Below are 14,030 nucleotides of genomic sequence, written 5' to 3'. Positions count from 1 at the left end.
TTATGGAACATGTAAGTGCAAACTACCTAGTAAGAGCAGAAATATGGCTTTTCATCACAACGCTCGCTTACTTCTTAATGAACGGCGCGCAGATTTTTGAAACAGCGGTGATCGTTCCTAAATGGACGGCCGCACCTCCTGAATCTCTTCAATTGCTAGGAGGGAAGTATGGACTCGACTTAAAGATTTTTTGGATAATTATGCATTCTATTCACGAGATTACATTTGTATTGGCACTCATTTTTTGTTGGAAAATAGCTCCTATTAAAAATTGGCTGTTGCTGCTGTTTTTCGTGCATTTAGCCGTCAGAGCCTGGACACTTCTGTATTTTGCACCTAACATTATCGCGTTCCAGGATATTGCTAATGGTGCTACTCCAAAAATCGACTTGCTGAGTAGAGCACACCTTTGGCGAACGCTTAACTATGTTCGGGTAGGCATCTTTGTCTTGATTTCATTTGGTTTAATACCGTTGTGTATGTCTATTATTAATTTGAAAGCTCGATAAGTGTCTATTCAGATAATCGAAAAAAGGCGGCACATAACCTATTCCTCCCGCAGGGATTTTATCGGGTTAGCAACTGCCGCTTTGATAGCCTGAGAACTCACTGTCAGCAACGCAATTGTTACTGCCAATATACCGGTTAAAGCAAATACCCACCATTCTATGCCGATGCGATACGAATAGCTTTCTAGCCACTCATTCATCGCATACCAGGCAATAGGAGAGGCGATGACAAAAGATAGCATCACAAGCTTCAGGAAGTCAACCGATAAGAGCTGTGTCACGTTCCACACCGACGCTCCTAAAACTTTCCGGACCCCAATTTCCTTTGTGCGACTTTCTGCCATATAGGCTGCCAATCCAAATAAACCTAAACAGGAAATTAAGACCGTCAAGAAGGCAAATAAACCAGCAAGTTTACCTGCCCGCTCCGCATTTTGAAATTTCTGTGCGTAATCTTCATCAACAAAAATATAACGGAATGGGTATTGTGGATTATAGGTTTTTAATATCTTTTCCATTCCCGCTAAATTATCCGTCGTTGTATTGGCGGGATTCAGTTTGATGTGAACAATCATTTGTGAATACCCTTTTGGACCGAATACCATCAACGGACTCATATTTTGCTGGAAAGGAGATTCAATGATAAAGTCCTTGACTACACCAACTACATGAAAAACCAAATCTCCCCCTCGTTGACGTATCTGTGTTCCGATCGGGTTTTTTAACCGCATAGCTTTCACGGCGGTTTCATTCAAGAGTATGGCCATACTGTCGGTAGGATATTGGTACACATCGATATCCCGTCCCTCACTGATGTTGATGTCGAAGGTCTTGGTGAAGTTTGCATCTGAACCCAAGCGCAAAAAGTCAATCTTTTCATCCGTTTTCGTGCTACCATCCCAGTAAAATCCCCAACTGTCGCTCCAACGTTGTGTGATGGGATTGGCTGATAAGGTAACGGAGGTTGCCACCTGTCTGTGCAGCAGTTCATCTTTAATAGACATATAGTGTTTGCCGATATCTCCTTCCGAAAAAATGAATACTAAATTATCTTTTTTATAACCCGTTTCACGCTTTAGTCCATACTGAACCTGATGATACACAATGATTGTCGCGATAATAAGAACAATAGCAATGGTAAACTGTATAGTAACGAGCACCTTCCTTGGAGTTACTAACGCATTTGTTTTCTTGAAAGTTCCTTTCAAAACACTCACGGGATTGAACGACGACAGATAAAAAGCAGGATAGCTCCCAGCGGTGATACCGGTAAGCAATATAAAGGCGAGTGCAAAAATCCAAAACAGCGGGTCACCGTATGGAACAAATAATGCTTTATCTACCAATTGGTTGAAGGCGCTGAGGCTCAGCTGTACAATGAGTATAGCAAATAAAAACGAAAGAATACTGAGTAAGGTGCTTTCCAGTAAGAATTGCAAAACCAGCATCTCTTTGCGTACACCGGCAACCTTTCGGATGCCTACCTCTTTCGCACGCCGCTCACTACGCGCTGTACTCATATTCATGAAATTGATACAGGCAATCAATAGGATAAATATTGCAAGAATGGTAAATAGCCGTACCGTAACCATGTTACCTGCTACCAGCTTGGCATTTTCTGATTTTCCATATAGATAATAACGGCTCAACGGTTGCGTAAACACCTCAGTTGTGGCAGCGTCTTCAGAACCTTTGGTATGGTCGATGGTGATAGTTCTTACTTTTTCGTCAAATACCTGTTGGCTCGCGTCTGGTTTTAACAGCGCGTAAGTTGTTACGGAGTTATTGCCCCAATAGGTGTCGTTTTCACCCATCTGATCCAGGTAGTTCCAAGGTAAGAGGTAATCGAATTTAAGCAACGTATTATTGGGCAAATCTTTCATAACACCTGTTACCGTAGCGTTATGACTGCTATCTATTTTAATAATCTTGCCCATCGCTTCATCGCTCCCGAATAATGTTTTGGCAAACTTTTCAGTTAGCACAATACTATGGGCATCGGTCAAGGCCTTTTTTGTATCACCCTGTATAAGTGGAAAAGTGAATACGTTGAAAAAGCTACTATCTGTAAATGCTCCTCGCACATTCAGCTTTTTTTCGCCTACGGTTACAAGGAAATTTATATTGTTGAACCGTACAGCGTCTTCCACCTCCGGATAATCCGTTTTCAAAGTGGGGGCGAGTATTTTCGGCGTATTACCCCATGCCCAACGGTTACCTTCGGGGTTTATATCTCGGTTGTACATTACATAAATGCGGTCCGCTTTCTCATGGAAACGTTCCATGCTCAGTTCGTTTTGCACCCAGAGCATGATCAGTATTACGGCTGCCATACCTATCGACAAGCCAACGATGTTTATCAGTGAGTAAGCCTTGCTCTTTAAAAAATCGCGTAATAGCGTCTTGAGATAGTTTTTTATCATGACCTTTTATTTGATCTTCTCCTATAAAGGTACACTATTTGCAATTATTTCTGGATCAAATAGTTGCAAGGTGTATGCTATCGATTCATAACTTTAGATAGCCTATCAATTAATCGGCCAATGTAAAAAAGATGCGCTTAAATAGAATAAGGAGCATTTGACACTGATAAATGTGTCTGAATCCGAACACTTACTGTTCGGATTCAGACATGTTTTATGGCAAAATCAGGGTTTATGAATCTCAATCTGCTGATTTGCAGGCTACTCGGAACAAGCATGTGTCAATGATACGAGGCAGGGCAAAAAGATGAACGATTGGTAGGAGAACAAGGTAAGAATGATATCTAATTTAGAGTACTGTTCGGCCCTTAACTGGATTTTTATCAATATCATTCTTTTGCAAGTATCGGATTGTTCTACTTTCATTACAGTACCTGATGGAACCAGATTGGATATACCTAAAATAATGTATTGCAATAGGATATTTTGTCTCTAAGCGGTTAAACTCTTCTTCCAGTTTAGATTCGTATTCATAGAATAAGCGAATTCCCTCGTTAATTGCTTCTTCCTCGTCGCAATTTTCAATTCGTTGGATAATCCGGATAGCATGTGTGTAATCCCTTATTTCCTTTTTTCTTGCCTTTAAGGTGTACAAATCTAGTAGTAGCCCTATACTAACCCCTGAATATTCGAAGACTTTTTCAAACTCAGCGTTGTGGTAAGGAGACAAGGGCATACCGCTTTGTGTATGCCATAGCAGAGAAAATATAACTGACATTGCAACATCAAAAGCCCTGTACTGGAGATATTCTTCGAGAGAAACTTCACGCTTTTGAATTTCTATTGTGCGTAGGTTCTGAACACTCTTTAAATATCTATTCATTTCTCTTTTGAATATATCTTTCGCTTCACTTGTCCAATCAGTTCTTGAACAAAATTCGACAATCGGGAAAAACAGTTTGTCAAGACCCGCTTCCTCATTCAGTGCTGCCTGAAAAGCCCTATTTGTCTGGGTAATATTGTCAAGATCGATGGAGTTGTCAAAAAAACGATCATCCATTAAGGCCCAATAACAATAATACCGACTAATCGCTTTAACTTTTTCTGTATCTCCCAATGGATATGTATAGGAAGAATATAAGGCTCCAGTTGATATATAATCTCCGTATAATTGTGTGTTTTCGTCTGATATGTTGAAAACATCCGTTTTAAAATATTTCTTTGTATCGTTTACTATTTCGTTCATTTGTGGATGAACCAAGGTAGGAAGACTGGATTGTAATAATGGTATTTTCATTTTGATTTATATGAAATTATCTAACTCTTATTGTTTCATGATTTTAGAGTTTTTACTTCTCCAAAGAATACTTCAATTGTCACTTGAATAAAGTTAGGCACTGCCGTACTAATACAACCTGTTCATTTCATTCAGATTAATTTCTTTCCTTCTCATGTGCATGTTTCGCACTTGTGTATATACTCTTATTTCTTACCCTCCTAAAATCGCTGAAAATGAGATGATTTGATGAGATTTTGAAGAAAAAAAAGAAATATATTTAGTATTACACCTGTAGATTTGAGTTAATTTATTTAGTAACCTCTTAAAAACCAATTGTTATGATGAAATCCTACTTATTGGAAGTGGCATTATTGATCATTGTATTTGCCTCATGCAGCAAATCAGATATGCTAAAGGACCGCCCCAACGTTGTCGCTAACGGAACATCTTCCCAGGAACTGGCATTAGGCCAAGAAGCAGCTACGCGGTATCTGGCCGCCCAGAACGGTCCAGATGAAACAGGTGCTTTACAGACGCTGATTAATCAGTCTGCTTCTGGCGATATCATTATTATTCGCGCCGGAAATCATTATTTCAACGGTACGGCGCATATCAACAAAAGCGGGTTAACCATCCGAGGAGAACATAATGGAACCGATCCTACAAATTATATGCGTAAGGCTGCGGCGACTCCCGGACAGGGTGTTTCGGTGCTGGATGTAGATGCCGGGATTGTCAATACTCTTATTGACTGGATTTATATTGACGGTGGCATGTTGCCAGAACCTAATATTCGTGTTTTCGGAGACGATACAAAAATTTATAATAGCCATTTCCGTAACAGCGGGCATTCAGGCATTTTGATTCACAATGCGAATAGAATTTGGATAGAAGGTGTAAAAGCTTATTATAACTACGTCGTGGGTATTTCCCAGTGGGGCAGTTCTGATAACCGCATTAAAAATTGTCAAACCTACGAGAATGGGGGAGAAGGTATTACCATTGACGGTGGATCCCATAATTGTTTCGTAGAGAATGTTTGGGTTCATAAAAACAATGTCAGTAATCGGGGTGTTGGAGGCATTGGCATTGACGGAGTCAACGGAGCTAATATTTTCAACTGTACAATCGACGAGACTAACGGACATGCAGTACGGTTTCAGAATAACCTGAATCAGCCGAATGATGGTTGCCAGGTATATAACAACAACATTACGAACAACCAAGGCTGCGCTATCAGTATGCGTCATCCACAACTGGTAACCAATTTCGGACAATGGGGAAATACTATGACCGGCAATTCGGGCGGATCCATTTGCAGTGAACTCTAATTCAGATACTTTTTGATTTTTATTTTGGTGAATTGTTTATTCAAATTCACCAAAACTTCCTACTGCTTCTATCTTTCAACATCATTATGCAAGACCTCAAATTTTGCAGAACTGGTATTTTGGTAATCGCCAAATTATCTCAAGTTTAAAGCGATGCATTCCCGTCCTTTTGTGATTTATTGAAGCTAGAGAATCTTAATCGATGCACGTCTTCGTTTTTTTTATAATTTACCTGATAATATCCTGTGATTATTTGCTAAAATATACTTAAAGAAACAAAGAGAATCTCTATAGTTTTATGAAAAATTATCAAACAATAAATTATCTATTTTAATATGTTGATTTTCAGGTTTGATCTGGAGGTAGACATGAACAATTTATGCTAACGAAAATGTACAAAGTAATCTTGCGTGTTATCCTGTTTGTAGTTGTTTTGGCCGAGAGTGCTCACACCGTTCAGGCACAAAATGGAGATCAGATACTGGATGGCATTGGTGAAACCGGAATGATTGCACGTTATGTGTTTGAAGGGGATACCAAGGACTGGTCTCGAAATAATTTGCACGGCAAATTTCAAGGTACAGAAGTCAAATTTGTTAATGACGAGCGCTTTAAAAAGGTTTTGTCGCTCTCTGGGGGGAGCAATGATTTTGTTACGATCCCGGGAGAAGCCTTAACAGATTTAGAGTCGCTCAGTATATCAGGATGGATATACTTACGATCGGATCAACGTGGCCAATATTTTTTTGATTTTGGACAGGATATCACCAAGCACTTTTTTGCGGCTCCTGTTGGGACAAAAAAGCAAGAAGGTTACCAAGCGTTGATAACGGCAAAAGAAGATAACAAGAAGGGCGCGACTTCAACGGCTATACCACTAAATAAATGGGTTCACCTTGCCATTGTGATCGATGTTCCTTCAAAATCAATGGTTACCTATGTCGATAGTAAGGCCGTGGGCGAAGCTGCAGATGTTCTATCAGAGCTAACAGCGGTGTTCGGCCAGCAAGGCACGAAAAGACAGCTGTATATTGGCAAATCATTACTGCCGGGAAACCCCACTTTGAATGCCTTGATACACGATTTTCGTATTTATCGCGTTCCCCTGACGAGAAGACAGGTTGCCGGTATTTATTACAATGCCCTAAGAGGTGGCCAGGAAGGTGCAGTAAATGTGGGGAAGCCTGAGGATAATCTTCAGCAGTTTTCTCGAAGCGAGTCGCAGCTTTATAATGCCTATTTAGTAAATGTATCTGACGTGGAAGTGGAAACAGCAATAGGAACTTTACCCCGCTTACCAAGTTATGTGCAGGGCACCTACCAGGCTGGGATAAACGGCCCAAAAGTACGCGTTCTTTGGCCTTCTCCTACAGATAATAGCGCTGTTCTTCAAGCCGGGCGCTATACCATTACCGGACGGATTCCGGGAACAGATCTACAGCCTAAAGCGATTATCACGGTAAAAGGGTCTAGCGAATCAATCACGCCAAGTTCAAAGCTAGAGGTATTTCATTTGGATCAAGTTTCACTGAATACGGACGCTCACGACCACGAGACTAAGTTTCTCGAAAACCGGGATAAATTTATCACTACATTAGCTAAAACCGATCCCAACTCCTTCCTCTATATGTTCCGTCATGCTTTTGGCCAGAAACAGCCCGAAGGAGCACAACCTTTAGGCGTATGGGATAGTCAGGATACCAAGCTAAGGGGACATGCTACGGGGCATTACCTTACAGCAATTGCACAGGCTTACGCCGGCACAGGATATGATAAGGTGCTTCAAGCCAATTTCGCTGCAAAAATGGCGTATATGGTTAATACCCTCTACGATTTATCTCAATTATCCGGCAAGCCGAAAGAAGCAGGTGGTACCTATGTGTCTGATCCAACAGCTGTACCGCATGGTTCCGGAAAAATAGATTATGACTCAGATCTTAGTGATGCAGGTATTCGCACCGATTACTGGAACTGGGGGCAAGGATTCATCAGTGCCTACCCTCCTGACCAGTTTATCATGTTAGAGCACGGCGCTAAATATGGCGGACAGAAAAATCAGGTTTGGGCACCATATTATACCTTGCATAAAATCTTGGCCGGCCTGATAGATGTATATGAAGTGAGCGGTAATAAAAAAGCGCTTGAAATAGCCACCGGTATGAGTAATTGGGTATATGCCCGCTTGAGCCAGGTGCCAACGGAAACACTTATAAAGATGTGGAATACGTACATTGCTGGTGAGTTTGGAGGAATGAATGAGGTTATGGCGCGACTGTACCGTATCACGAATGAGCCGAATTACCTCAAAACAGCGCAGTTATTTGATAATATCAACATGTTCTACGGTGATGCTGCACATTCACATGGTTTGGCCAAAAATGTAGATATGTTCCGTGGTCTACACGCCAATCAACATATACCTCAAATTGTAGGAAGCATCGAAATGTACCGTGTATCCAATGATCCTGCGTATTACAACATAGCCGATAACTTCTGGTACAAGGCCGTGAACGACTATATGTACAGCATCGGAGGTGTTGCGGGGGCACGCAATCCCGCCAATGCCGAATGTTTTATCAGTCAGCCGGCAACCTTGTATGAAAACGGTTTCTCTGCTGGTGGACAGAATGAAACATGCGCCACGTACAATATGCTGAAATTGACCACTGATCTGTTTCTCTTCGACCAGCGGCCAGAGTTAATGGATTATTATGAGCGAGGCCTATATAACCATATTCTCGCTTCTGTGGCCAAAGACAGCCCTGCCAATACCTATCATGTACCTCTCAGACCGGGGTCCATCAAGCAATTTGGTAATCCGCATATGACGGGCTTTACCTGTTGCAATGGAACGGCTATAGAAAGTAGTACCAAACTGCAAAATGCAATTTACTTTAAAAGCGAGCATAACGATGCACTTTACGTCAATCTATACATACCTTCTACATTAAAATGGACAGAACGTAACATAACAGTAGAGCAGACAACAAGTTTTCCGCATGAAGACCATACAAGTTTGAGGATAAAAGGTGACGGGGAATTTGATGTCCATGTCCGTGTGCCAAGTTGGGCTACTAAAGGATTTTTTGTAAAGATCAACGGTAAAGCGCAAAATTTTCAGGCAAAACCAGGCAGTTACCTGAAAATAAGCCGTAACTGGAAAGATGGTGACGTGATCGATTTACAAATGCCCTTCCAATTTCACTTGGATCCGGTTATGGATCAGCAAAATATCGCCAGTTTGTTTTATGGCCCCATATTGCTTGCAGCGCAAGAGCCAGCAGCTAGAAAAGAATGGCGTAAAATAACCTTGGATGCCAAAGATATAAGCAGGTCCGTTAAAGGCGATCCGGAACAGCTGGAATTCACTATTGATGATGTAGTTTTTAAACCATTTTATGAAACATATGGACGTCATTCTGTTTACTTGGATGTTAGGTTAAAGTAGGTCTGGAAGCGGAGGTCACATTTTGTGACCTTAAAAAGGTGTGCGAAGCACAGCTGATATCATTCAGACTTATTCGTTATAGGTTTTTTCTGCAAAAGGCTGAGATGTTGGTGAAGCCCCTATCTAGGGTTATAAATCGTTGTTGTGTACTCAAAAGTGGATGGTGCCAAATGAGTTTATAGAGCATCGGCAAATCATCAATTAGCATTTCCCGGTCCCCGTACAAAACGTTCTACAGCTCCGAAATTGCCTCTATAATTGGCGGTCGAGACAATGCCACCTTCTAAAATGAACTTTACTTCACAGAAGTTGGTAGCATCGCCTCCGCTGGAGGCAAAATCGTAGGCAATAATCTTGCGACCATCTTCAAGATCTTGCGCTCTCATCGGCGGTCCATAAACAAGATATACTTCGTCTTCCTTGTGGCCTTGCCATTCCGTCATATAACGGTTATACTTTGCGAACAGTGCCGCACAGCTGGTAAAAAGAACCACCGATAAGACAATAAGCAATACAGGAAATTTGCTCTTCATAAATACTAAAATATCAGTAAAAGCAATTTTATACAACACAATGAAGATATTTAACAAAAACTTAATAAATAGTAAACTTTGATCGATAAATAACCCCTTTCTTAAATAATAGCGCGAAGATACCCGAGATTATCAAGAACGTAGCCAACACAACAAACGGATTTATATAGCCCTATTGAATTTGCAATGGACAATGCATATTGTGGACATTATGTCTACGATGACCTAGCTAAAATAAAAGAATCCAAATAGAAGACAAATTTTTCATAAATAAGTGCTGTTGTTTGCTATTTTTAACAATCCTAAATTTGCGTTAATAACTGATGCAGCTCGCTTAAATACAAGAGAGCAAAATATCAATTTATGACCGAGCGGTTATTGTAATAAAAGAATAATTTAAAAGCTAAGCAAATGTTAATTGAAACTTTAAAATCATTATTTACGAGAGACTTACTTAAGCTACGAAGTGAAATCGAATTATACAAGAAAGAAGATAATATTTGGAAAATTGAGAAGAATATTTCTAATTCAGCTGGAAACCTTTGTTTACATTTAATTGGTAACCTTAATACTTACATTGGAAGGGAAATTGGCAAAACTGGTTATATAAGAAACAGAGATTTAGAGTTTTCATTGAAAAATGTTCCTCAAAAAGAATTGCTCTCTAAGATTGATGAGACGATTCTGGTGATTAAGACATCTCTTGACAAATTAGATGAAAGTGAATTGGCAAGCGAATATCCTATTCTGGTATCTGATAAAAAAATATCTACCGAATACATGTTAGTTCATTTGGCGACTCATTTGACTTATCATTTAGGACAAATAAATTATCATAGAAGATTAATTGACGGATAAGCAATACACGCAAGATAGTAGTCTTCAACCCGGTGATGATAAATAAAGGCTAGAGACAAGCCCTTATGTGTATGGCAGTGCAAATTTAACTTTCAAATTTTACTGACAATTGAAGAAAATACGTAGGGACCTTATTGATACCTCTGAAAAATGGATCACAAAATCAATAATTTAAACAATATGAAACCATTATGATTTGCCTATCAAATAGTGGAATGAACTAAGCGTAGCGCTTTCTTGAACGCAGCTGAAAAACATACAAAAAGTGAAAAATAAATCATGATAACCTCATCACCTTTAAAAAGCAAACTTAGCGAAGCGATCTCATTGATACCGCCATAAATAAACAATATATCAATAATTATATACAGATGAAAATTAGAAATCTTGTAGATTTATTTGTTGTTCTTCCCGAAGAAGAAAAAATAATCGTAGATGTTCTGCGACAGATCATAATTGAAACACTTCCTGAATATTGTAAAGAGAAAATATCCTATAATGTTCCATTTTTTTATGGCAACAAAGGTATATGTATTATCTGGCCCTCTACTGTTCCGAGAGGGGGTGTTAAAAAAGGAGTTCTTTTAGGTTTTTGGTACGGGTACAAATTAAATGACCAGGATCGCTTTTTGTCGCATGGAACTAACAAGCAGATTTTTTATAAAATTTACGAGACAGCAGCCGAAATTGATGAAAAGCCAATAAAAAAACTTTTAAAAGAAGCAATTAAATTAGATAGCACTTTCAAAAAAATATCTTCCCGCAACTATCCACGAAAATCATCCGATTTTGATGGTGATTAACTTTTTATAAGATCAGAAATCAATTATTTCCGAACGCTATTCAGTATTAGTTCAGGAGAAACCTCTTACTCATTCCGAAGGCTATTTACAGGATTCGCTGTTGCTGCTTTGATAGCTTGAAAGCCGATGTGTCTTTTATCCTAAGTTTTTTTTCATCATAATATCCGTTTGTTCATCATTGCCCATTTTGAAAATATGCTTGTCAAAAGTAACAAACCCGTTCTTTTCATAAAATCTTATAGCTCGTGGATTTTCTTCCCATACACCCAACCAAACGTAAGATTTATTTTGATCTTCGGCTATTTCCAGTGCTTTTTCATAAAGAAGCTGTCCAACCTTTTTGCCATGATGGCTACTTCTTACATAAATACGTTCGATTTCCAGCGCAGTATGATCCTGTATTTCTGTCTGTGCGTTTCCGGAATTTACTTTTAGATAACCGACAGCCTTTTCATCTTCCCAAGCAATAAAAAAAATGGAATCTGGATTACTTAGTTCTGTTCTCACTTTGTGCTCATTGAAGTTTTCTTCTAGATACCTTTTCATATCTGCTGCCGTATTGCTTTGCGCAAACGTCTCAGAAAAAGTTTCTCTGCCAAGTTGCTGGATGGTTTCTAGTTCATTAAAGGATGCTTTGCTAATTATTACCTGATTCATTGTCATTCTTTTAAGACGTATAAGGCTTTTAAAATGGCCACTAATGTTTTGCAAAGATAGCCAATAGATAGCAATGAGCTTAATAAGCTTATTGCTATCTTGAGGGCAAAGACTCCCTAAAAGAGGAAGTTTCCTGAAGTTTATAGCTATTCGGCAAAGGGATTGGGCACTTGTTTGCCATCGAGAAAGTCTTCCGTCATCGGTATCCACCAGTTTGTTCGCATCATCATGCCGATATGGGTTGTGCCTGGTAATACGGCCATTCTGGAGCTAGACATTTCTCCGAAATCGCCCATTTTAGCACCGCCTTTCATACGCATTAGGTCGTTGGCATGTTCATAACGGATACCATCGGAGTCGCCTATCACCAAGAAAATGGGGACATTCATTTTGCGTACGTCTTCCGTCCAGTCGTATGGCTTTAAATCCGGACTCATGGTCTTTTGTATAAAGGCATCGAATTTTTCGGGATGCGGAGACAGCTTATTATATGCTTCTTCAATGGGTGATCCTTTAAACATCGATGCGTCAATGGTAGCGAACGATTTTTCTACTTCTGGCCACCAGCCATCGTTTTTGTAGGCACCGGATAGGATCACTAGTTTTTTTACCTGCTGCGGATGGCGGATACCCATTTGAAAGGCAACACCGCCTCCCATGCTGTATCCGAGTACGTCGGCACTGTCGATCTGCAAGTGTTTCAATAATGCGCTAATGTCATCGGCCATGGCCTCATAGCTGAATTGACGGGGAATGTCGGCTGTGCGCCCATGGCCTTGCATCTCGGCTACGATAATCTTCCTATTTTTAAAAAGCGGGATAACTTGCTCCCAATTGTCGGGAATAGTCATGAAAGAACCGTGGATCAGTACCAGCGGTGTACCCTCGCCGTGTACTTCGTAGTACATCTTTAAACCGTTTACCGGCGCATAACCGGTTTTGGTCTGGGCATATAGATCCATATGCAGTGTCTGTGTCAATACGATCAATATCGCTAAGATAGGTTTTGCTATTGTTTTCATTGTTTATGTCTAATTTTTATTAAACAAAGGTAACTTTCATTTCTGTAGGTGGTGGGGGCTGGAACGGGCAATAATAGGGTGCATTTACGACAATCTTATTGAGTCGTTTTTGTCATGCAAATATCAAATCGATAAAAAATATTTGTCAAAGTGTTGATGTCAAAGTGTTGATTGTACACTATCTTTGTATCATCATAATTGAGGTTTATAATTGGTTAGTAAAGGTCTTCAATCTCCCCGGTTGAAGACCTTTTTTTGCTTCGGCGCGTTTGTTTTTTACAGATCGCGATCAGCCGAAACAGCCAGGGTCAGTTGACAAACCAGCAAGCGGCAGCCTTTTGGAGTCGGTTACAATTTAGGTCCTGGTCAGAAGCCCGGGCAATAATACCATCAGGGCATATCAATATGGTACTTACAGCTAGTCGTTCTTTTGCATTCCCTGAAATATACTTAATTTGGTCGCTTCCGAAGCGCTGGATAAATACCTTTCTCTACGAATGAAAAAGGCCCATATGGTAACGAATGATAGCTGGGCGATCGGTAAGATTTCACAACTGAATAATAACTTGGGAATATATTTTAGAAACAAATTAATGAAAATGACGCCCAATCGTATCGGCGAAAAGCGAATGATACGGTTGTGTGCCTTGGATTATAACTTATGAAACTGATAGCGGGATTTATTATCGGTGTGGTACTTGTAACCATTGCTTTTATACATTTTTATTGGGCATTCGGGGGCGATTGGGGAAAGGACTCAGCGATTCCTACGGATAGAAAAGGGGTTAAACGGATTCAGCCGGGGCCAGTGGACTGCCTATTGGTAGGATTATTTCTTTTGTTGTGTACGGCCAATACATTCATGGGTATAGGTATGCTCAGGCTTTTTGTATCTCAAACAATCGTTACTTGGGGCCTCTGGGGGACGGCCTTCATCTTTGGATTACGGGCTATAGGAGACTTTAAATATATCGGCTTTTTCAAAAGAATTAACGATACGGAATTCGGTAAAAGGGATACTTCACTTTATTCCCCGCTATGTTTACTTTTGAGCCTGCTGTGCTTAGTAATTGTAATGATGTGACGATTTTAAGGTAAATGGTTCTTTTTCATGTATCGTGACAGTAGGCACTGGAACAGGATATAAATTTCATATAAAATTGTGAG

At 40.0% G+C, this 14,030-nt stretch carries 11 protein-coding genes; 6 read left to right on the top strand and 5 right to left on the bottom strand.

Translation table 11 applies throughout. The features are described 5' to 3' along the window. Positions 1-2: 2 nt before the first annotated feature. Entirely contained in the window at positions 3-509 is a 507-nt protein-coding gene (locus BMY50_RS14005) for a transposase (protein ID WP_093325493.1), read from the top strand. Between the two features lie 38 nt (positions 510-547). Here BMY50_RS14005 and BMY50_RS14000 read toward each other — a convergent pair whose 3' ends face one another. Further along, on the bottom strand, positions 548-2,932 hold the full coding sequence (locus BMY50_RS14000; protein WP_093325490.1) for an ABC transporter permease: 2,385 nt from the start codon (positions 2,930-2,932) through the stop codon (positions 548-550). Between the two features lie 349 nt (positions 2,933-3,281). Continuing rightward, entirely contained in the window at positions 3,282-4,229 is a 948-nt protein-coding gene (locus tag BMY50_RS13995) for a terpene synthase family protein (RefSeq protein ID WP_093325486.1), read from the bottom strand. A gap of 320 nt (positions 4,230-4,549) precedes the next feature. On the opposite strand from BMY50_RS13995, the gene BMY50_RS13990 reads away from it, so the two are divergent. Both BMY50_RS13990 and BMY50_RS13985 read left to right on the top strand, forming a co-directional pair. Then, positions 4,550-5,542 carry a right-handed parallel beta-helix repeat-containing protein gene (locus tag BMY50_RS13990; RefSeq protein WP_093325483.1) on the top strand — a complete coding sequence of 331 codons (993 nt, stop codon included), beginning with the start codon at positions 4,550-4,552 and terminating at the stop codon, positions 5,540-5,542. Between the two features lie 391 nt (positions 5,543-5,933). After that, positions 5,934-8,990, top strand: coding sequence for a beta-L-arabinofuranosidase domain-containing protein (locus tag BMY50_RS13985; RefSeq protein WP_238383767.1), 3,057 nt, complete (start codon positions 5,934-5,936; stop codon positions 8,988-8,990). A gap of 197 nt (positions 8,991-9,187) precedes the next feature. Here the strand turns inward: BMY50_RS13985 and BMY50_RS13980 are convergent, their stop codons facing one another. Next, positions 9,188-9,523, bottom strand: a complete 336-nt coding sequence (locus BMY50_RS13980) for a hypothetical protein (RefSeq protein WP_139202261.1) — start codon at positions 9,521-9,523, stop codon at positions 9,188-9,190. Between the two features lie 411 nt (positions 9,524-9,934). Between BMY50_RS13980 and BMY50_RS13975 the strand changes: the two genes are divergently transcribed. Further along, positions 9,935-10,381 carry a DinB family protein gene (locus BMY50_RS13975; RefSeq protein WP_093325474.1) on the top strand — a complete coding sequence of 149 codons (447 nt, stop codon included), beginning with the start codon at positions 9,935-9,937 and terminating at the stop codon, positions 10,379-10,381. Between the two features lie 371 nt (positions 10,382-10,752). After that, complete coding sequence (locus BMY50_RS13970) at positions 10,753-11,184, top strand: DUF1801 domain-containing protein (RefSeq protein WP_093325469.1); 432 nt, start codon at positions 10,753-10,755, stop codon at positions 11,182-11,184. A 135-nt stretch (positions 11,185-11,319) separates the two neighbouring features. Here the strand turns inward: BMY50_RS13970 and BMY50_RS13965 are convergent, their stop codons facing one another. Then, positions 11,320-11,841 carry a GNAT family N-acetyltransferase gene (locus tag BMY50_RS13965; protein ID WP_093325466.1) on the bottom strand — a complete coding sequence of 174 codons (522 nt, stop codon included), beginning with the start codon at positions 11,839-11,841 and terminating at the stop codon, positions 11,320-11,322. Between the two features lie 146 nt (positions 11,842-11,987). Next, on the bottom strand, positions 11,988-12,863 hold the full coding sequence (locus BMY50_RS13960; RefSeq protein WP_093325462.1) for an alpha/beta fold hydrolase: 876 nt from the start codon (positions 12,861-12,863) through the stop codon (positions 11,988-11,990). 661 nt (positions 12,864-13,524) lie between these two features. Here BMY50_RS13960 and BMY50_RS13950 point away from each other — a divergent pair. After that, entirely contained in the window at positions 13,525-13,947 is a 423-nt protein-coding gene (locus tag BMY50_RS13950) for a DUF3995 domain-containing protein (RefSeq protein WP_093325455.1), read from the top strand. The last annotated feature ends 83 nt before the right edge of the window (positions 13,948-14,030 follow it).

The sequence above is a fragment of the Olivibacter domesticus genome (assembly GCF_900109575.1).
In the GTDB taxonomy this organism is placed as follows: Bacteria; Bacteroidota; Bacteroidia; order Sphingobacteriales; family Sphingobacteriaceae; genus Olivibacter; species Olivibacter domesticus.
The sequence above is the reverse complement of the archived record's forward strand: the minus strand, read 5'-3'. Positions and strand labels throughout refer to the sequence as shown.

Coding starts and splice junctions, on each gene's coding strand:
- BMY50_RS14005 (WP_093325493.1), top strand. CDS start 3: ATGGAACATGTAAGTGCAAACTACCTAGTAAGAGCAGAAATATGGCTT.
- BMY50_RS13965 (WP_093325466.1), bottom strand. CDS start 11,841: ATGAATCAGGTAATAATTAGCAAAGCATCCTTTAATGAACTAGAAACC.
- BMY50_RS13970 (WP_093325469.1), top strand. CDS start 10,753: ATGAAAATTAGAAATCTTGTAGATTTATTTGTTGTTCTTCCCGAAGAA.
- BMY50_RS13985 (WP_238383767.1), top strand. CDS start 5,934: ATGTACAAAGTAATCTTGCGTGTTATCCTGTTTGTAGTTGTTTTGGCC.
- BMY50_RS13990 (WP_093325483.1), top strand. CDS start 4,550: ATGATGAAATCCTACTTATTGGAAGTGGCATTATTGATCATTGTATTT.
- BMY50_RS13960 (WP_093325462.1), bottom strand. CDS start 12,863: ATGAAAACAATAGCAAAACCTATCTTAGCGATATTGATCGTATTGACA.
- BMY50_RS13980 (WP_139202261.1), bottom strand. CDS start 9,523: ATGAAGAGCAAATTTCCTGTATTGCTTATTGTCTTATCGGTGGTTCTT.
- BMY50_RS13975 (WP_093325474.1), top strand. CDS start 9,935: ATGTTAATTGAAACTTTAAAATCATTATTTACGAGAGACTTACTTAAG.
- BMY50_RS14000 (WP_093325490.1), bottom strand. CDS start 2,932: ATGATAAAAAACTATCTCAAGACGCTATTACGCGATTTTTTAAAGAGC.
- BMY50_RS13995 (WP_093325486.1), bottom strand. CDS start 4,229: ATGAAAATACCATTATTACAATCCAGTCTTCCTACCTTGGTTCATCCA.
- BMY50_RS13950 (WP_093325455.1), top strand. CDS start 13,525: ATGAAACTGATAGCGGGATTTATTATCGGTGTGGTACTTGTAACCATT.